20 protein-coding genes are annotated in these 17,033 nt (G+C 71.2%); 9 read left to right on the forward strand and 11 right to left on the reverse strand.

Going from position 1 to position 17,033, the window contains the following annotated elements; translation table 11 throughout:
- Positions 1 to 8 precede the first annotated feature (8 nt).
- The 3 genes from ABH941_RS07455 to ABH941_RS07465 form a co-directional block, all read right to left on the reverse strand.
- A complete protein-coding gene (locus ABH941_RS07455) occupies positions 9 to 1,544 on the reverse strand; it encodes a sigma-70 family RNA polymerase sigma factor (RefSeq protein WP_370127806.1) in 1,536 nt (511 codons plus the stop codon).
- A gap of 188 nt (positions 1,545 to 1,732) precedes the next feature.
- Entirely contained in the window at positions 1,733 to 2,152 is a 420-nt protein-coding gene (locus ABH941_RS07460) for an aldo/keto reductase (protein WP_370127807.1), read from the reverse strand.
- A gap of 187 nt (positions 2,153 to 2,339) precedes the next feature.
- Positions 2,340 to 3,170 carry a helix-turn-helix domain-containing protein gene (locus tag ABH941_RS07465; protein ID WP_370127808.1) on the reverse strand — a complete coding sequence of 277 codons (831 nt, stop codon included), beginning with the start codon at positions 3,168 to 3,170 and terminating at the stop codon, positions 2,340 to 2,342.
- 145 nt (positions 3,171 to 3,315) lie between these two features.
- Here ABH941_RS07465 and ABH941_RS07470 point away from each other — a divergent pair, with 145 nt between their 5' ends.
- Positions 3,316 to 4,077 carry an SDR family oxidoreductase gene (locus ABH941_RS07470; RefSeq protein WP_370127809.1) on the forward strand — a complete coding sequence of 254 codons (762 nt, stop codon included), beginning with the start codon at positions 3,316 to 3,318 and terminating at the stop codon, positions 4,075 to 4,077.
- A gap of 232 nt (positions 4,078 to 4,309) precedes the next feature.
- On the opposite strand, the gene ABH941_RS07475 is transcribed toward ABH941_RS07470, so the two are convergent.
- The 5 genes from ABH941_RS07475 to ABH941_RS07495 form a co-directional block, all read right to left on the reverse strand.
- Positions 4,310 to 4,753 carry a DUF3592 domain-containing protein gene (locus ABH941_RS07475; RefSeq protein WP_370127810.1) on the reverse strand — a complete coding sequence of 148 codons (444 nt, stop codon included), beginning with the start codon at positions 4,751 to 4,753 and terminating at the stop codon, positions 4,310 to 4,312.
- 339 nt (positions 4,754 to 5,092) lie between these two features.
- Entirely contained in the window at positions 5,093 to 5,689 is a 597-nt protein-coding gene (locus ABH941_RS07480; protein ID WP_370127812.1) for a hypothetical protein, read from the reverse strand.
- On the reverse strand, positions 5,686 to 6,210 hold the full coding sequence (locus ABH941_RS07485) for a SigE family RNA polymerase sigma factor (RefSeq protein WP_370127813.1): 525 nt from the start codon (positions 6,208 to 6,210) through the stop codon (positions 5,686 to 5,688). Before ABH941_RS07485 ends, ABH941_RS07480 begins: the two co-directional genes overlap by 4 nt.
- Positions 6,211 to 6,388: 178 nt before the next feature.
- On the reverse strand, positions 6,389 to 6,808 hold the full coding sequence (locus tag ABH941_RS07490; RefSeq protein ID WP_370127814.1) for a DUF2218 domain-containing protein: 420 nt from the start codon (positions 6,806 to 6,808) through the stop codon (positions 6,389 to 6,391).
- A 50-nt stretch (positions 6,809 to 6,858) separates the two neighbouring features.
- Positions 6,859 to 7,056, reverse strand: a complete 198-nt coding sequence (locus tag ABH941_RS07495; protein ID WP_370127815.1) for a hypothetical protein — start codon at positions 7,054 to 7,056, stop codon at positions 6,859 to 6,861.
- A 169-nt stretch (positions 7,057 to 7,225) separates the two neighbouring features.
- On the opposite strand from ABH941_RS07495, the gene ABH941_RS07500 reads away from it, so the two are divergent.
- Positions 7,226 to 7,867 carry a TetR/AcrR family transcriptional regulator gene (locus tag ABH941_RS07500; protein WP_370127816.1) on the forward strand — a complete coding sequence of 214 codons (642 nt, stop codon included), beginning with the start codon at positions 7,226 to 7,228 and terminating at the stop codon, positions 7,865 to 7,867.
- 34 nt (positions 7,868 to 7,901) lie between these two features.
- Here the strand turns inward: ABH941_RS07500 and ABH941_RS07505 are convergent, their stop codons facing one another.
- Positions 7,902 to 8,795 (reverse strand): helix-turn-helix transcriptional regulator, encoded by an 894-nt coding sequence (locus ABH941_RS07505; protein WP_370127817.1) that lies wholly within the window; start codon positions 8,793 to 8,795, stop codon positions 7,902 to 7,904.
- Between the two features lie 342 nt (positions 8,796 to 9,137).
- Between ABH941_RS07505 and ABH941_RS07510 the strand changes: the two genes are divergently transcribed.
- The 4 genes from ABH941_RS07510 to ABH941_RS07525 are packed head-to-tail and all read left to right on the forward strand — an operon-like array spanning position 9,138 to position 12,222.
- The gene (locus ABH941_RS07510; protein ID WP_370127818.1) at positions 9,138 to 10,175 is read left to right on the forward strand and encodes an alcohol dehydrogenase catalytic domain-containing protein; all 1,038 of its coding nucleotides are present in this window, start codon (positions 9,138 to 9,140) and stop codon (positions 10,173 to 10,175) included.
- Positions 10,172 to 10,945, forward strand: coding sequence for a carboxymuconolactone decarboxylase family protein (locus ABH941_RS07515; RefSeq protein ID WP_370127819.1), 774 nt, complete (start codon positions 10,172 to 10,174; stop codon positions 10,943 to 10,945). Before ABH941_RS07510 ends, ABH941_RS07515 begins: the two co-directional genes overlap by 4 nt.
- Before the next feature lie 9 nt (positions 10,946 to 10,954).
- On the forward strand, positions 10,955 to 11,338 hold the full coding sequence (locus ABH941_RS07520; RefSeq protein ID WP_370127820.1) for a nuclear transport factor 2 family protein: 384 nt from the start codon (positions 10,955 to 10,957) through the stop codon (positions 11,336 to 11,338).
- Positions 11,339 to 11,385: 47 nt separating this feature from the next.
- Complete coding sequence (locus ABH941_RS07525) at positions 11,386 to 12,222, forward strand: SDR family oxidoreductase (protein WP_370127821.1); 837 nt, start codon at positions 11,386 to 11,388, stop codon at positions 12,220 to 12,222.
- Positions 12,223 to 12,427: 205 nt separating this feature from the next.
- On the opposite strand, the gene ABH941_RS07530 is transcribed toward ABH941_RS07525, so the two are convergent.
- Positions 12,428 to 13,312, reverse strand: a complete 885-nt coding sequence (locus tag ABH941_RS07530) for a helix-turn-helix transcriptional regulator (RefSeq protein WP_370127822.1) — start codon at positions 13,310 to 13,312, stop codon at positions 12,428 to 12,430.
- A 223-nt stretch (positions 13,313 to 13,535) separates the two neighbouring features.
- Between ABH941_RS07530 and ABH941_RS07535 the strand changes: the two genes are divergently transcribed.
- Together ABH941_RS07535 and ABH941_RS07540 are read left to right on the forward strand one after the other, a co-directional pair.
- The gene (locus tag ABH941_RS07535) at positions 13,536 to 14,303 is read left to right on the forward strand and encodes an SDR family NAD(P)-dependent oxidoreductase (protein WP_370127823.1); all 768 of its coding nucleotides are present in this window, start codon (positions 13,536 to 13,538) and stop codon (positions 14,301 to 14,303) included.
- A gap of 51 nt (positions 14,304 to 14,354) precedes the next feature.
- The gene (locus ABH941_RS07540) at positions 14,355 to 15,200 is read left to right on the forward strand and encodes an SDR family oxidoreductase (RefSeq protein WP_370127824.1); all 846 of its coding nucleotides are present in this window, start codon (positions 14,355 to 14,357) and stop codon (positions 15,198 to 15,200) included.
- Between the two features lie 43 nt (positions 15,201 to 15,243).
- On the opposite strand, the gene ABH941_RS07545 is transcribed toward ABH941_RS07540, so the two are convergent.
- A complete protein-coding gene (locus ABH941_RS07545; RefSeq protein ID WP_370127825.1) occupies positions 15,244 to 16,224 on the reverse strand; it encodes an NADPH:quinone reductase in 981 nt (326 codons plus the stop codon).
- A 180-nt stretch (positions 16,225 to 16,404) separates the two neighbouring features.
- On the opposite strand from ABH941_RS07545, the gene ABH941_RS07550 reads away from it, so the two are divergent.
- The gene (locus ABH941_RS07550; RefSeq protein ID WP_370127826.1) at positions 16,405 to 16,893 is read left to right on the forward strand and encodes a GNAT family N-acetyltransferase; all 489 of its coding nucleotides are present in this window, start codon (positions 16,405 to 16,407) and stop codon (positions 16,891 to 16,893) included.
- The last annotated feature ends 140 nt before the right edge of the window (positions 16,894 to 17,033 follow it).

The following is a 17,033-nucleotide window of genomic DNA, read 5'->3' on the forward strand; positions in this document are numbered from 1 at the left end:
GGTTCGACTCAGGCCCAGGCGGCGACGGCGCGGAAGGAGCGGCTGGCACGGTAGGCGTCGGTGTTCTGGGCGGGGTCGAGCCAGAGCTGGTAGTCGGAGCGGTAGCGCAGGTACCGGCCCGGGTAGTTGTACGACTCCAGCGAGATCGAACCGTCCACCGCACCGGGGCGGGGGCAGAAGGTGGCGTCCAGTCTGAAGATGGACGAGCCGTCGTCGACGTCCAGCCGGACCCGGAAGGCGAAGTGCCGCAGGTACCTGCCGCTGGCGTCCCTGAGCGAGTAGCAGCTGCGGTCGGCCAGCCCGGCGACGAACGTGAAGGTGGCGTCCTGCCTGGTCAGCGTCGAACTGCCGACGCTGACCGGGTCCAGGAAGCCGAGCCGGCCGACCTGGAGGACAAAGCGGCCGGGGTGTTCGACCGATTGCAGGGCGTGCGGCCCGGAGAGCCGTGCCACGGCCGGCTCGTTGGTCGGCGTGGCGGACGCCACCGGGGTCGGCAGGGTCTGCAAAGGCGTCGGCACCGCCCGGCCAGCGGCGGCGACCGGGGCCGACGAGTGCGGTCGCGTATGGATGTACGCCGCCGAGACACCTCCCGCGACGGCCACCGCACCGACGGCCACCACGGCCACCGGCTTGACCGCCAGCCTGCTCAGCAGCCGGGTCGCCCGACCAGTGGCGCTGCCCGGCGCGTGCCCGGATCCGCCCGACGCCCCACCGGCCGTGCCGCCGGAGACCCCGGTGGAGGCCGCCGGTATCAGTTCGAGCAGCGCGATCGGCACCGGCACCAGCCCGAGGCCGGCCAGCAGCCCCTCCGCCGGGACCAGGTCGGACGCGCTGACGAGGCACTGCGGGCAGTCCGTGACGTGGCGGGCCAGCCGCTTGCGCCACAGCGCCGAAGGGCGGCCGTCCCAGGAGGTCACCAGCGACAGCAACTCCCCGCAACGCGGCGACACAGTCAGTGCCCGGACCACGGCGCGTGCGCTCTCCAGTCGTTGCTTGACCCGCTGCACCCGCACCGCGGCATGCTGCGGCGGCAGCTCGCAGGCCTCCGCCAGCTCCCGGCGGGTCAATTCGCCTGCGGCCTCCAGCCACCAGAGCGAGAGCACTTCGCGCTCCCCCTCGTCCAGCCAGCGGGTCGCCTCCACCACCTCGCGCCGCTGCCCGGACAAGGCCAGCCGAAGAATCGTCAGATCGGCGAAGTCGGCCTCCGATGCCGCCGCGTCTCCGGCTCCGTCCTCCGGCACGCCCGGGTACGGTCGTGCCTGCCATTCGTGCCAGCGGTTGCGGACCTGACGCACCGTGATGGCGACCAGCCAGGAGCGGAACCGCTCCGGTTCGCGCAGCCCCGGCAGCCCGGCCACGGCTCGCAGCATGGTCTCCTGGACGACGTCGTCGACATCGGCGTGCCCGCCCAGCGCCCGCCCGACGATGTTGTAGACCAGGGGAAGATAGGCCTCCACGAGCTGCTCCAGCGCCCGTCGGTCACCGGACCGCGCCGCGGACACCATCGCGGTGGCCGCCTGCTCCTGCTCGTCCGTCGAACGCATCCGCCCCACCTCAACCAGCTTATGACGCACAATTATGTCAGTACTTGGACAACCGATGAGCGTCGTCAGCCCTTGAGGCCGCCGGCGGACAAGCCGTAGCGCCAGAAGCGGCCCAGTGAGGAGGGGATCAGCACGCCGGACATGATGAGCGCGAAGGCCCCTCCCGTGGGCGGCACCACCGGCGCAGGTCAGAGGCGGTCGCGCTTGAGCCCCGCGGGGGTGTTGCGCGCGCCGGCGGCCACGCCCCGGGGCGAGACGTCGTCGATCGCGGCGATCTCCTCCGCGGTCAGCTCGATCGCTGCCGCTGCCGCGTTCTGCTCCAGATAACGGCGCTTCTTGGTACCGGGGATCGGCACCGTGCCCTGGCTGATCACCCATGCCAGTGCCAGCTGGGCGACTTCGATCTCCCGCTGCTCGGCCAGCTCGCGGAGCCTGTCGACGATCTTCAGGTTGGCGTCGATGTTCTCCTGGCTGAAGCGGGGCAGGTTACGCCGGGCGTCGGTGGCGTCAAGGTCGTCGACGGTACGGATACTGCCGGACAGGAACCCGCGCCCCAGAGGGGAGAACGGCACGAAGCCGATGCCCAGCTCACGCAGCGTGTCCAGCACTCCGTGATCTCCCCGCCGGCCGGAGGGGCAAGCCCGGCCAGCCGGTAGAGATGGTCCCGCTCGGCGTCGGTGAGCTGCAGCGCGCGGGCCAGCGCCGCAGTGAGGGGCCGACCCCGACGCACCCCCCAAGCCCGATCTGGGGCTCTTCGGAATCGTGACCGCCGCGCCCTGCTGTCTCTGGGGACGTTCAGTTGACGGGGGTGGGTGTCGCCTGCGCCATGGAGGCGAGGAGGCGCAGTCTCTCGTCGCTCTCGCTGCCCTGATCGGCGTAGTAGAGGACCAGGAGCAGATCCCCGACAGGGAGCTTGTCCCGGTGCAGGCGCAGCTCGCCGACGGCGGGATGGTTCACGGTAGTGGTGCCGCCTTCGAGGCTGCGGATGTCGTGGCGCGCCCAGAGAGTTCGGAACCGCTCGCTCGACAGGGCCAGCTCGCCCACCAGTTCCACGAATCGCGGGTTGTCGGTGTCGTCGCCGATGGACTTCCTGAAGGCAGCGATGAATCCTTCCATGGAGCGTGCCCAGTCCTGCTGGAACGCCTGCTCCTCAGGATCGAGGAGCAGTGACCGGAGACGGTTGTACCCGGGCTGGAGGCGCGGAGAGAGCGCGGCTGCGAGCCGGTTGGATGCGAGCACATCGAACGCGCGTCCCTCCACGAACGCGGGAACCTGCACGCTCGCCAACAGCTGATGCAACCGCGCGGGCACGCGTTCGGGCTTCCGGCGCCGCTGCGGCCTCGGGCGCGGGGCGGCCAGGCCGAGGAGGTATTCCTGTTCGAGCTCATCGAGGTGCAGGACCCGCGCGAGCGATTCGAGGACCTGCGCCGAGGGGTTCTTGTCGCGGCCGCGCTCCAGCCGCAGGTAGTAGTCGGCGCTGATTCCCGCGAGCATGGCGACCTCTTCACGGCGAAGCCCGGGCACGCGGCGATTCGCACCCGCCGGAAGCCCGGCCTGCTCCGGAGTGACCAGCGCCCGCCGGGCACGGAGGTAGCTGCCGAGCAGGTTGGCGCGGTCGTCGCTCATATTCGCATCGTAGTTCAGGACCCTCTCCGCCGAGGGGGCCCTGCTGGGACCCCGGAAGACGGGGGTACTGCCTCATGCCGGAGAACAGATCAACACTGAGGGTGTCGCCGCACGTGGAAGTCGGCGCCCTGAGCAGGAGTGATCCATGGACATCAGCAACCGCACCGTCTTCATCGCCGGCGCTACCTCGGGAATCGGTCTTGAGCTCGCCCGCCGCTTCGCCGCGGCCGGCAGCGCCGTCATTGTCGGCGGCCGACGAACCGACCTGCTCGACCGACTCGCGGCTGAGGGATTCGCCACCGTTCCCATCGACGTGACCAACCAGGACAGCGTCGCCCGTGCCCGCGACACGATCCTCCGCAGCCACCCGGGCCTCGACACGATCGTGACCATGTCCGGGGTCATGATCCCCGAGGACCTGCGCGATCCCGCACACTTCAGTGCCGCGGAGAAGACGATCGACGTCAACCTCCTCGGTACCGTCCGCGTCATCGACGCGTTCACCCCGCACCTGCTCGGACGCGGCACCGGCACCGTCATCACAGTCACCTCGGGCATCGGATTCCTGCCGTTCCCGCCCATGCCGACCTATGCCGCCTCAAAGGCCGGCGTACACGCCTACTCCGAGGCGTTGCGCGCGCAACTGGACGGCACCGGCATCGAGGTCACCGAACTCGTCCCCCCGGCTGTCGCCACCACGCCGGAACTCGCACTGGCCAACCCCCGCGCGCTCGACCTCGCCGACTTCGCCACCGAGGTGTTCGACCTGCTCCAGACCAACCCCACTCCGCACGAGATCCTCGTCAAAGGGGTGCTGATGCACCGGTGGGCCGAGCGCGACGGCACCTACGACGAGTTGGTCGCCCAGCGGTCGCAGGCGCTCGCGATGCTCCCCAGCCGTCAGTAGGCACGACGTCAGGCGTCGGGCAGCGCGAGGCACAGGTCACCAGCGCAGCGCGGTGAAGTCGATCGGCCGGGAGCGAGATACAGCACGCTGACGTCAGCGGCGCGGGCTCGGGCCCGGGCAGACCAGGCCGGCTGTCATCAACAAGCACCTGATGTCAGGGATCCTGGAATGCGGAGGTGCGACCGCGGCCTCGTCGGTCCGCAGGGTGAGCAGCCCCGTAGCTCGCCGGGTGTCACGCCCCTCGCACGATCGTCACGATTCCGGCGATGACCGCCACCAGGCCAAACAGGATCAGGAGCAGTCCGCCGGCCTCCCACCCGTTGCTGTATGTGCTCGCTTCACGCATGGTGCGAAGCCTCCTCATGTGCGATCCGGACACGTAGACCTGCAACGTCTGCCCGACCTGGTAGTCCGTGTGCCGGGACTTCTCCAGCCACAGGGTCCCCTCGCGGGTCTTCCCGTCCAACTCGTAGCGCACACACAGGCTCGGCGGATAGGCGTTGTACGGCTGGTACTTGGTGGTGCCGCCCGCTTCGGTCCGGACCACCTGCGCGGTAACCGCGCGCCCCTTCTTCAGCGCCCGTGCGGCCCGGTTGCCGCCTTCGGCGGCGACCCGGACGCCCAAGACCACGACCAGGACACCGAAGAGGATGAACACGATGCTCTGAGCAATCATCCGTTCCCCCACCCCTCCAAGCGTGTCATCCAGGCACAGGACCAGGCGGAGCGGAACCCAGCCCGGCCAAACGTTCTACGCCTGCACCTGCACCTGTTCGACTACTCATAGCAGGAGTTGACGCCGCAGTGCAGACCCGGACCGCGCTGGCGGGGGCCGACCCTCGGGGCCGAGTCCCGCCGTCACCGGCCGGCATCCGGAATCTGCCGCCGACCGGCCAGAACGGGTCGACCGTGCGCGTTGTCACCGGGGCGCCAGGACCCGCACCCTTACACGAACAGCTGCATGTACCCGTACAGCCCGAGTTCGGGAAACCCCACCAGCGCTTTCCGGGTAGGTCTACGCGCACAGCGGAGCGTCGTGGTCCATCACGCGGAAGACGACGGGTGACGCCAGCCCCGGCCCCTGGAAGCGGGCCTCCGTGTCGGAGACGAGCGTCATGTACCCCGGCAGCATGCCCGTCACCGCGGTGATGCCGGTGCGCGGATCAGGGGTCGGCGTGGGGGCGTCGATCGTGTGGTCGGTCTGCCAGCTCCGACCGCCGAACACGGCGTACCGGATCTCGCAGTGCACCAGCAGGTCGTAGGGGTAGGTCCGCCCGACGACGGGATGGGCCGGGCCGAGTTGCTGGTGCGCCGGGTCGACCGTGCGCGCCGGAAGCGGCGTGGTGCTCGCCGCCGCGCTCGAGGAGGACGATACGGCCGGCTGTGCCACCGTGGAGGTTGTGCCGGTCGTCGCGTTCACTCCGGCCACCGATCCGCACCCGACCAGGACGGCCACGGAGCCGACCAGGACGGCGCGGCGGACCCGGCGGGCTCGGCGGCCGCCCTGCACCAGCGCGCCGACAGGAGCCGTCACCGGGCCGGCCTCGGTTGCCGCCATGTCGTGCAGTCCACGTCTGAGCAGGTCTTCCTCTTCAGGAGTCGGGTCGTTCATCGCCCAGTCCTTCCCGCGTAGTTGGCCAGTGCGTCCGTGGATCTGAGGTGCTGCAGTGCTCTGCTGGTCCGGCTCTTGACGGTCCCGGTCGAGCAGCCGAGGAGATCGGCGGTCTGCTCGACCGACAGGTCCTCGTAGAAGCGCAGCACCAGCACCACCCGCTGGGCACGCGGCAGGTCGGCCAGCGCTCGGCCGAGCTCATGGCGTGCGACCACCTGATCGGCGGTGTCGTCCCGGCCGGCCTGGCCGGCCGGCTCCGCTTTGAGGACTTCCGTGTGCCACCGGCGGCGACGCCACGTCGCGTAAAGGTTGACGAGTGTCTTCCTCGCGTACGCCCTGGGCGCCTCCCAACTCGCTGCTCGGCTCCAGCGCACATACACCCGCACCAAGGCCGCCTGCACGAGGTCCTCGGCTGCATGACGGTCACCTGTCAGCAGCCTGGCCGTCCGCAGCAGAGACGGGTAGGCACCTGCCGCGAACTCGGCGAACTCCGCGTCACGTGCTTGTCTGCCAACGTCCACCGATCACCCTTCCCCGCGCGCGCCAGTGTCTCCACATGCCCTTGACAACCTGGCCCCGGCGTTAGGTTCCCCCGGGCGGCGATGATCGGACCGGCCACGGCGAGGAGCACCCTCGCTGACACGATCCGCGTCGCACGGTGCGCTCCGTGACGCGCGATGCGCCTGCTTGCCGGTGGGTTCAGTCGGGTACCCATCGAACGGTCAGTCCCTCGCGGGCGGCGAAGCGCTCGATGTTGGCGCCGATGATCCGCTGCATGGTGGCGAGTTCCTGTGGATCCGCGGCCTCGACGGCGAGCAGGAGGCAGTCGGGTTCCGCGGTGACGGTGCAGCGGCCGGTGCCTCCGGGGAACTCGATGACGCCGTGGGGCTCGGTCCACTGCGCGCGGGCGGCCTTCCAGCCGGCGTGGCTGCACAACTGCTTGGCGTACCGCGCGCTCCTGGAGGTCGGGACGCGGGCCCGGGACGTGAGCGGGGTGCTCCGGTCCGGTGGGCTCGCCGGGCGGCGCCTGCGCAGGTGGCTGGTGAGTGTGTGCAGCCGGGCGGCGGTGGCGGTGAGGTGCGCGGTGAGCGCGGAGGTGTGCGAGCGGGGTGTGTGCATCTGGACCTCCCGGAACTGGGAACCCGTGGTGGGGACTGCCTTGTGGCGTTCTAGGCGTCGCGGTGATTGATCAGGATGAAGCCCGCGGCCTTCGGCAGGTAGGGGCCGATGGTGCTGCGCCAGCGACGGCGGCCAGCGCCACCAGCACGATGTTGGCGACCACCGCCGCCGCCGAGGCCCGCCAGCGGGCGGCTCCCGATGGGCGGTGCCGGGGTGGTCCTGGTGGGTGGTGCGGTGGTGGCGTGCATGTCTGCGCCCTTCAGTTCGGGGCCGGGGCGAGCATGCCGCCGGTCGTGCGGCAGTCGACGGCCTCACCGGGGCATCAGCGCTTCCGCTGTCGATGCCGCCAGTTTTACGATACATATTGTCTCTGTCAACCCATAGTGTCGCACCATGATCGGCTTGTATGCTGTGGGAGTGCCGAAGCTCTGGAACGAGACGATCGAGGCGCACCGCGGCGCGGTGCGCGAGGCCACACTGAACGCCACCGCCGCGCTGGTGGCCGAGCACGGGCTGGCATCGGTGACGATGTCGCAGATCGCCAAGGAGGCCGGAATCGGCCGGGCCACGCTGTACAAGTACTTCCCGGACGTCGAATCGATCCTGGCCGCCTGGCATGAACGCCAGGTCGCCGACCATCTGGCACAGCTGGTCGCGGTGCGCGACCGGACCGGTGACCCCCGCGAGCGGCTGCGCGCCGTCCTGCAGGCCTACGCGCTGATCGCCTACCGGCGCAACCAGCACCACGGCACCGACGTCGCGGCCCTGCTGCACCGCGGCGAACCCATGGCTCAGGCCCACCGGCAGCTGACCGACCTGATCCGGGACCTGCTGGCCGAGGGCGCCAAGGCCGGTGACCTGCGCGAGGACGTGGCGGACGAGGAACTCGCCGCCTACTGCCTGCACGCGCTCTCAGCCGCCGCCGGACTCCCCTCCGAAGCGGCGGTGGGACGACTGGTCGCCGTCACCCTCGCTGGGCTGCACCCACAGGCCGCAGTGGCCGAACCGCAGGACACCGGTGAGGAGGCGTCGCACGTCTCGGCGCGGCGAGGGCCTTGACCCCGGCGCGGCAGGCCCCCTTGCGCTGGTGCGTTCAGTCGCCGGCCGGCGCGGTGGCGCGGGTGGTGGTCCAGCTGGCGAGGAGGTCGAGGGCCTGCCGTTCCGGTGAGTCCGGCTCGGGGATGTAGGTGTTGATGCGCAGGCCGGGGTCGGCGGGCAGTTCCAGGGCCTCGTAGGGCAGCGCGAGTTCGCCGACCAGGGGGTGGCGCAGGTGTTTCACCCCGGATCGGTGGATCTTCACGTCGTGGCGGGCCCAGCGGCGCGCGAAGTCGGCGCTCTTGGTGGTGAGCTCGCCGATCAGGTCGGTCAGTGCCTTGTCATGGGGCGCGCGGCCGGTCTCGGTGCGCAGGAAGGCCACCGAGTCGTCGGCGCCCTTGTCCCAGTCGGCCCAGAAGTCCCGGCCCGCGGGATCCAGGAACAGGAAGCGGGCGGTGTTGACCGGCCCGCGCTGCGCGAACAGCGGCGAGTCGAAGACCGGCGCGTACAGGGCGCGCCCCAGCGTGTTGGCGGCCAGGATGTCGAAGCGGCCGTTGCGCACGTACGCCGGCGTGTCGGTCATCGAGTCCAGCAGCCGCAGGATCGCCGGGCGCACCCGGGAGGCGGTCACCGCGGGCCGCCGGCCCGAGGGGGTGGCCGCACGGGCCAGGTCGTACAGGTGGGCGCGCTCGGCCTCGTTCAGCTGCAGGGCGCGGGCCAGGGACTCCAGGACCGCCTCGGAGGCGCCGCTGAGGTTGCCGCGTTCCAGGCGCACGTAGTAGTCCACGCTCATCCCCGCGAGCAGGGCCACCTCCTCGCGCCGCAGCCCCGCCACCCGGCGGTTTCCGCCGTAGACGGGCAGCCCGGCCTGCTCGGGGGTGATCCGCTGCCTGCGGGTGCTCAGGAACTCGCGGACCTCGGCCGCCTGCTCCTTCCGGTCAGCCCCGGCCATGACCGCTCCGCGTGGGCATGGCGGCGGTACGCGACAGCGGCGCCCCAGTGCACCTGAGCACGGATGGGGGACGGGTGTCCGGGAGCACGGCTGGTTCCTCCTGCTCGTGGTGGATCGGGTCGGCTCTTTCACCGTAGATGCGTCCCCCGCGGCGTGCGAGGTACTGCCGTTACCTGGAACAGCAGTGACTCCCAGCTGCGGGCAGTACGCGCTTCCATGGAGAGGACCAGGCATCGGCGGCCCGCAGCAGGGCCTGACCCCGATCAGGTCCGCTGACATGCGGCGTGCCGGGACCTCCCGGATGCTGCCCTTAGTCCCACCTCCCGGAAGGCATGATCTCCAGTGCGAGCCACCCTTATGTACGGTGCGGGGGATGTCCGGGTCGAGGAGGTGCCCGATCCGCGGATCGTGGACCCCACCGACGCGATCGTGCGGGTCACGCTGGCCTGTGTGTGCGGGTCCGATCTGCATCCCTACCGCTCCATGCCGGCCGGCGGCCCGGCGGCGCCGATGGGGCACGAGTTCCTCGGCGTGGTCGAGGAGACCGGCTCCCAGGTCACCGGCCTGCGCAAGGGCGACTTCGTCGTCTCGCCGTTCGCGTTCGCGGACAACACCTGTGCGATCTGCCGCGACGGTTTCCACACGGCCTGCCCCAACGGCGGCTGGTACGGCGCGGGAGGTGTGGGCGGCGCACAGGCCGAGGCCGTGCGGGTGCCGCAGGCCGACGGGACGCTGGTCAAGATCCCCGCCGAGGCGGACCCCACGGTGCTGGCGTCGCTGCTGGCGCTGAGCGACGTCTACCTGACCGGCTACCACGCCGCCCACATGGGCCGCGTCAACGCGGGCAAGACGGTTACGGTGATCGGCGACGGTGCGGTGGGACTGTCCGCCGTGCTGGCGTCCCGGCGGATGGGCGCGGAGCGGATCATCCTGATGGGCGGCCACAAGGCGCGCACCGACCTGGGCCGCGAGTGGGGCGCCACCGACGTGGTGCCCGAGCGGGGCGCGGAGGGCGTCGCCAAGGTGATGGAGCTGACCGGCGGTCAGGGCTCCCACGTGGTACTGGAAGCGGTGGGGTACATGCTCGCCTACGAGCAGGCGTACGGCGTCGTGCGACCCGGCGGGGTCATCTCGCGGGTCGGCGTGCCGCAGTACGAGCAGGCCCCGGTGGGCTTCGGCTCGCTGTTCGGCAAGAACGCGGGCCTGACCGGAGGCCCGGCCCCGGTACGCGCCTACCTCGAGACGGCGATCGCGGACGTGCTGGCCGGCCGGATCGAACCGGGCCGGGTCTTCGACGCCGAGGTCCCGCTGGACCGGGTCGCCGACGCCTACCGGGCGATGGACACCCGCGAGAACCTGAAGGTGGTGGTGCGCCCATGACGCCGCGCCAGCCCAACCCCGCCGCTTCCGCGGCCCACCAGCGCCTGTTCCCCGGCCACGTGTCCACGCTCCCGGTCACCGACCCCGAGCTGATCGAGTACTTCGACAACTTCGCCTTCGACGAGGTGCTGCGCCACAGCGGCGCGCTGCCGGAGCGCACCCGGCTGATGACGCAGCTCGCGGCCCTGATCGCGGTCGGCGCGCTGCGCGAGTACCAGGCGATGCTCGGCGCGGCCCTGACTGTCGGGGTGACGCCGGTGGAGGCCAAGGAGATCGTCTACCAGGCCGTTCCCTACGTCGGCATGGGCCGCGTCTTCGACTACCTGCACACCACGAACGAGGTCCTGACCGAACGCGGGGTGGAACTGCCGCTGCCCGGCCAGTCGATGACCGTGCCGCAGACCCGGACGGCGGCCGGCCTGGCCGTACAGAAGCAGATCATCGGCGAGGCCGCCGTGGACGCCCTCTACGCCAAAGCCCCCGCTGACCAGCAGCACATCCAGGTGTTCCTGAGCGGCAACTGCTTCGGTGACCACTACACCCGCACCGGAATCGACGTCCCCACCCGCGAGTTGCTGACCTTCGCCATGCTCGTGGCCCTGGGCGGCGCGGACCCGCAGGTACGCGGCCACGTGGCCGCCAACCTGCACGTGGGCAGCGACCGGGCGGACCTGATCGCGGTACTCACCGCACTGCTGCCGTTCATCGGCTACCCCCGCACCCTCAACGGCCTGCGGGCAGTCGACGAGACCGCCCCACCCACGACGTAAGGAACCACGGTGGCCACACCACCCACCCCGCAGGCCGACGAGGACATCGTCCGGGCCTGGCACGTGCACCGCCAGGCACTGATCGACGGCGACACCGACACCCTGGACAGGACCCTCGCCCAGGCGTTCACCCTCACCCACATGTCCGGGCGGGTGCAGCCGAAGCAGGAGTGGCTCGCCCAGATGCGCGACGGACAGTTCGACTACCACAGCGTCCAGGAGAAGAACGTTCACGTCCACGTGGACGGCGACAACGCCCACCTGGTCGCGCGCACCGTCACCGACGCCACCGTCTACGGCACCCGCGCCCCCTGGCACCTGCAACTGGCCCTCGACTTCACCACGGTCGACGGCCGGTGGATCGCACAGCGCGCGGTCGGCACCAGCTGGTAACCCCCACCCACCACAGCACCAGAACCAACGAGAGGAAGACGAACGAGATGAGCACCCAGACCAAGGACGTCGTCGTCGTCATCGGCCCCGGCGGCATCGGACAGGCCATCGCCCGCCGCGTCGGCTCCGGACGCACCCTGCTGCTGGCCGGACACAGCCAGGAGCAGACCGAGGCAGCGGCCGAACAGCTGCGCGGCGACGGCTTCGAGGCCGAGGTCCAGGCCACCGACATCTCCGACCGCGAAGCCGTCGAGGCACTGGCCAAGAGGGCCGCCCAGATGGGCCCGGTCACCCACATGATCCACGCGGCCGGCGTCTCGCCCACCCAGGCCAGCATCGAGCGGCTGCTGCACGTCGACCTGCTCGGCACCGCGTACATCCTGGACGCCTTCGCCCAGGTCGTCGCGCCCGGCGGAGCCGGCATCGTGGTCGCCAGCATGGCCGGCCACCGGGAGAGCCCGTACGAGCGCGACGTCGAGACCGCGCTCGCCACCACCCCCACCGACCAGCTGCTGGACCTGCCGTTCCTGGCCCCCGAGCAGATCGGCACCACCGTCCACGCCTACGCGCTGTCCAAGCGCGCCAACTCGCTACGTGTGGAGACGGCTGCCGCCGCGTGGGGCAGGCGCGGGGCCCGGGTCAACACGATCAGCCCCGGCGTGATCATCACCCCGCTGGCCCTGGACGAGCTCTCCGGCCCCCGCAAGGAGTGGTTCGAGAACGTCCGTCAGACCTGCGCGGCCAAACGCTTCGCCACCCCCGACGAGGTCGGCGACGTCTGCGCGTTCCTGCTCGGCCCGCAGGCCGGCTTCATCACCGGCGCCGACCTGCTCATGGACGGCGGCGTCACCTCCGCCCTGCGCACCGGCGAACTGACGATGTAGTAGTCCTGAGCCGCACGCGGAAACCACCGGCCCCAGGACACACGGGCCGGGCCGTCCAGACCCACTCGCACGATCACGCCCGCGCCGCCGGCTCCGGATGCACAGCTGGAGGAGACCACCTGCCCCTGCTCCACTTCCGTTGTGATCGGCGGGCTCGAGCACAGGCGACGGGGCTACCGCAGGGCCTGCACGAGTCGGGACGGTTTCAGACGGCTCCGCGTGGATCCTCTGTGACACGCGGCCCGTTGGCCGGCGTCCCGGTCCAGCTGGCAAGGATGCCCAGGGCTTCGGCGGAGGGGGACGCCGGCTCGGGGGTCAGGACGACCAGGGCCTGGTCCGGGTCGGCTTCCACAGCCAGGACCACGTAGTCGAGGGTCAGGTCGCCGACGAGCGGGTGGTGCAGGCGCTTGGTGCCGGTGGCGTGCGCGAGGACGTCGTGGTCGGCCCACATACGGCGGAAGGCATCGCTGCGCACGGACAGGTCCCCGATCAGCTCGGCGAGTTGCGGGTCGTCGGGGTGTCGTCCGGCGTACAGGTGCAAGGTGGCCACGCAGTCGCCGGCGGCTTTGTCCCAGTCGAGGTAGAGGCTGCGGGCGGCTTCGTCGAGGAACACGAAGCGGGCGAAGTTGCGCTCGCGGTGGGGCCGGGCCTCGAAATCGGCGAAGAGCGCGCGGCCGAGCCGGTTGGCCGCCAGCACGTCCATCCGGCGTCCCTGGATGAGGGCGGGGACGCTGAGGGCGTCCAGGGCCCGGTACATGACCGGGTGGACCCGCTGCGGACTGAGCGGCCGCCGACTGCGGGCCCGGGTGGCGGTGGGCTGGGCGAGGTCGAACAGGTGGGCACGTTCGGCGTCGTCCAGGTGCAGCGCGCGGGCGACGGCGTCCAGGACGCTTTCCGAGACGCCCTGGGTACGGCCGCGCTCCAGGCGGATGTAGTAGTCGACGCTGACTCCGGCCAGCTGGGCGACTTCCTCACGGCGCAGCCCCGCCACCCGGCGCACCCGCGGGTCCGGGGCCAGGCCGGCCTGGTCGGGGGTGATCCGGGCCCGGCGGGTGCGCAGGAACTCGCGGATCTCGGTGCTGCGGTCCATGGGTCCACCGTACGGCCGCCCTGTGCGCCTCGGGTGCCTGAAAGGGGTACTGGCAGACCCCCGGCAGAGCGGTGCCCCGTACGGCCGTCCGGGCGTGGTCGGCGCGTGGTTGCCTGGATGCAGGGCCCACCGCACTGATCGTGGCACTCGCGGCGCCACCCCATTCCACCTGGCACAACGCTCCTGACGCGAGCTGCCGTACGCCCAGAAAGAGGACACTTCCATGGCATCGAATCTGACCGGCACCGTCGCCCTGGTCACCGGGGCGAGCAGCGGCATCGGCGCCGCCACCGCCCGTCGGCTGGCCGAGCACGGCGCCGCCGCCGCGCTCGTGGCCCGCCGCCGGGACCGCCTGGCCGACCTCGCCGCCGAGATCGAGAAGGCGGGCGGGACCGCGCTGGCGGTGGAGGCGGACATCACCGACCGCGCCCAGGCCGAGGCGGCCGTGCAGCAGACCGTCGATCGCTTCGGGCGGCTGGACACCCTGGTCAACAATGCCGGTCTGATGCTGCTGGGCCCGGTCCTCGACGCGGATGCCGAGGACTGGGACCGCATGATCGCCGTCAACGTCCAAGGTCTGCTGTCCACCACCCGCGCCGCCCTGCCGCACCTGCTGCAGGCAGCCGAGGAGGGTCCGCGCCGGGTCGCCGACATCGTCAACATCAGCTCGATCGCCGGCCGCGTCGCATGGAGCGGCTACGGCGTCTACAACCTCACGAAGTTCGGCGTCAACGGCTTCACCGAGTCCCTGCGGCAGGAAGTGACCCGGCGTCATGTGCGGGTCGGCGTCCTGGAGCCCGGTGGCGTGGCGACCGAGCTGGGCTCGCACAACGACCACAAGCCTGAGGTCCGCGAAGCGATCAACAGCTTCTACGAGCAGACCGAGGTCCTCGCCCCCGAGGACATCGCCGACGGCGTGGCCTACATGGTCACCCGCCCCCGGCACGCCTCGGTCGGCGAACTGTGGATCATGCCCACCGACCAGGCCTGACACGCCTCACCACACACCTGGTGCCGGGACCGGCACCTGAAAGGAACCGTCATGAGCAAGGTCATTTTCATCACCGGCGCCGGACGCGGCCTGGGCACGGACATCGCCCTCCATGCCCTCGAAGCGGGCCACCAGGTCGTCGCCACCGGCCGCCGCCCCGAGGAGGTCGAGAAGACCCTGGGCGGACCCCAGGACAACCTGCTGGTCACCAAGCTGGACATCACCAGCCCGCAGGACGCGCAGGCGGCCGCACAGGCCGCGGTCGAGCGATTCGGCCGCATCGACGTGCTGGTCAACAACGCCGGGAACTTCTTCGCCGGCTACTTCGAGGAGATCACCCCCGAGCAGATGCGCCAGCAGTTCGAGACCAACCTCTTCGGCCCCATGAACGTGACCCGCGCTGTCCTGCCGATCCTGCGCAAGCAGCGCGCCGGCCACATCATCACCCTCTCCTCCACGGCGGGACTGATCGGCCAGGAGTTCTGCGTCGCCTACGCCGCCTCCAAGTTCGCCGTCGAGGGCTGGATGGAGTCCCTGCGCTACGACGTGGAGCCGTACGGCATCCGCACCACGGTCGTGGAGCCCGGCTTCTTCCGCACCGAACTGCTCGTGGACGCCTCCACCACCTGGCCCCAGCCGACCATCGACGACTACGCCGAGCGCACCACCGCCACCGTCGCAGCCTGGAAGAGCATGAACGGCCAACAGCCCGGCGACCCGGCCAAGCTCGCCCAGGCCCTGCTGACCATCGCCGACCAGGACACCCCGCCGCTGCGCTTCGTCGCCGGTGCCGACGCCATCGAAGGCGTCAAGGCCAAGGCACAGGAACTGCTCGCGCAGGCCCAGGCCTCCCGCGAACTGGGCGGCAACCTGGCCCACGCCGACACCGGCGCCTGAACACGGGCGGGGCTCGCCGGGGCAGTCCGCGCGCCCCCAGGGCTCAGGCGGGGATGTCGACCAGGACACGGCCCCGTCCACCGGCGTCGACCCGGTCGTGGGCCTTGGCGATCTCGGCGAGCGGGAACCGGTCGCCGAGATCAATGCTGAGTGCGCCGACGGCGGCCGCGGCGGTCAGGTCGCGGGCGGCCTGCCGTCGCGCCTCGGCGGGGAAGTCGTCGCTCCCGAGCATGCGCAGGGTGACGTTGTTGAACAGCAGCGGCCAGAAAGGGATCTCAGCGGGTGAGGTGCGGGTGGCGTAGGCGGCGATGACCGCGCCGTTCACGGCAACCGCGCTGTCCAGGTCCGCGTTGTCGGACAGCGAGACCTCGATGATCCGCTCCACTCCCCGCGGTGCGTGTGCGCGGATCGCCGCCACCGGATCGTCCTGGTCCAGGGCGACGACGTGGTCGACGACGGCCGGATCGACGCGATCCAGATCGGAGCCGCGCCGCACGGTGCCGATGACCGTGCCCCCGGCCCAGTGAGCGAGCTGAGCGGCCAGAGATCCGACTCCGCCGAGCACGCCGTGCACAAGAAGGACTTTGCCGTCGACCGGGCCGTCGGCGAAGACCGTGCGGTGGGCGGTGATCCCCGGGATGCCCAGGCTCGCCCCGAGCTCCTCGCTGATGTGCTCGGGCAGGGGGACGGCCAGGTCGGTGGGGACGACGGTGAACTGGGCGGCGGTACCAAAGGCGCGGTAGGACTGGGCACCGTACACCCACACCCGCTCCCCCACCCGGCGTACGTCAACGCCTGCCCCGACGGTGTCGATGACGCCGGCGGCGTCGCTGTGCGGGATCACGCGGGGGAAGGGCATCGTCGAGCCGAGCCAGCCGCGCCGCTTCTTGGTGTCGCCGGGGTTGACGCCCGACACGCTCACCCGGACCCGGACCTCGCCCGGGCCGGGCTCGGGGTCGGGCAGCTCACCGACGCGCAGTACGTCGTCGGCCGAGCCCTGCGTGTCGTACCAGGAGCCGAGCATGCGTGGACCTCCGTCGCCTTTCAGGTCGTGGGCTCTTCGAGCGTAGGGGGATCGCTGCGGCGGCGCGCGGCGCCGGACTCCGGCCCCGGCCTCGGGGCCCGTCCGAAACCCCTTGGACGGCAAGGGGGCCGGCTTGCTGAAATGGGCGACGGCCGCTGTTGGAACCGAAGGGATGCAGCGATGACCGAGATCAGGCTGCACCTGTCGGTGCGCGGCCTTACCGACGCGGACCTGCCGTCCTGCAGCTGGGCCGGCTCCCCCAAACACGTGCGCGAGCTCGTCCACCAGATTCGGCGCGCCGAGGCGGGCGAGATCGACTACCTGGCGGTCTTCACGCCGGTCGGGCTCCCGGTGGCGGTCGGCGGCATCGACTACACGGTCAAGCCCAGCACCGGCACGCTCTGGCAGTTCGGCGTCCACCCGGCCCTGCAGTCGTGCGGGATCGGCACGCTGCTGATCCGTTCCGCCGAGCAGCGGATCGGCACCCGGGGCCTGACCCGCGCCGAACTCGGCGTCGAGGAGAGCAACCCGCGCGCCCGGGCCCTCTACGAACGTCTGGGCTACCGGGCCTTCGGCCGCGAACTCGACTCCTGGGACGTAGAGGCTGAGGACGGCTCGCTCCAGCGCTACGAGACGATGTGCACGCTGATGCGAAAGGACCTGACGTGACGCTGGGCTTCGCGGCGTTCATTGCCGCGGACGCCTGCGGCGTGGACCTGCTCCTGATGCGACCCCACTCGGACTCCCCGGCCCACCAGTCCTCCTGACCCGGGCCCGCGCCCCGGAGGGGCGGGCCCGGGCAGGCCGAG

The organism is Streptacidiphilus sp. EB103A (genome assembly GCF_041261405.1).
Lineage (GTDB): Bacteria > Actinomycetota > Actinomycetes > Streptomycetales > Streptomycetaceae > Streptacidiphilus.

Excerpts from the sequence above, each read along its gene's own strand:
- ABH941_RS07455 (WP_370127806.1), bottom strand. The coding sequence starts at position 1,544 with ATGCGTTCGACGGACGAGCAGGAGCAGGCGGCCACCGCGATGGTGTCC.
- ABH941_RS07465 (WP_370127808.1), bottom strand. The coding sequence starts at position 3,170 with ATGAGCGACGACCGCGCCAACCTGCTCGGCAGCTACCTCCGTGCCCGG.
- ABH941_RS07470 (WP_370127809.1), top strand. The coding sequence starts at position 3,316 with ATGGACATCAGCAACCGCACCGTCTTCATCGCCGGCGCTACCTCGGGA.
- ABH941_RS07475 (WP_370127810.1), bottom strand. The coding sequence starts at position 4,753 with ATGATTGCTCAGAGCATCGTGTTCATCCTCTTCGGTGTCCTGGTCGTG.
- ABH941_RS07480 (WP_370127812.1), bottom strand. The coding sequence starts at position 5,689 with ATGAACGACCCGACTCCTGAAGAGGAAGACCTGCTCAGACGTGGACTG.
- ABH941_RS07490 (WP_370127814.1), bottom strand. The coding sequence starts at position 6,808 with ATGCACACACCCCGCTCGCACACCTCCGCGCTCACCGCGCACCTCACC.
- ABH941_RS07495 (WP_370127815.1), bottom strand. The coding sequence starts at position 7,056 with ATGCACGCCACCACCGCACCACCCACCAGGACCACCCCGGCACCGCCC.
- ABH941_RS07505 (WP_370127817.1), bottom strand. The coding sequence starts at position 8,795 with ATGGCCGGGGCTGACCGGAAGGAGCAGGCGGCCGAGGTCCGCGAGTTC.
- ABH941_RS07515 (WP_370127819.1), top strand. The coding sequence starts at position 10,172 with ATGACGCCGCGCCAGCCCAACCCCGCCGCTTCCGCGGCCCACCAGCGC.
- ABH941_RS07525 (WP_370127821.1), top strand. The coding sequence starts at position 11,386 with ATGAGCACCCAGACCAAGGACGTCGTCGTCGTCATCGGCCCCGGCGGC.
- ABH941_RS07530 (WP_370127822.1), bottom strand. The coding sequence starts at position 13,312 with ATGGACCGCAGCACCGAGATCCGCGAGTTCCTGCGCACCCGCCGGGCC.
- ABH941_RS07535 (WP_370127823.1), top strand. The coding sequence starts at position 13,536 with ATGGCATCGAATCTGACCGGCACCGTCGCCCTGGTCACCGGGGCGAGC.
- ABH941_RS07540 (WP_370127824.1), top strand. The coding sequence starts at position 14,355 with ATGAGCAAGGTCATTTTCATCACCGGCGCCGGACGCGGCCTGGGCACG.
- ABH941_RS07545 (WP_370127825.1), bottom strand. The coding sequence starts at position 16,224 with ATGCTCGGCTCCTGGTACGACACGCAGGGCTCGGCCGACGACGTACTG.
- ABH941_RS07550 (WP_370127826.1), top strand. The coding sequence starts at position 16,405 with ATGACCGAGATCAGGCTGCACCTGTCGGTGCGCGGCCTTACCGACGCG.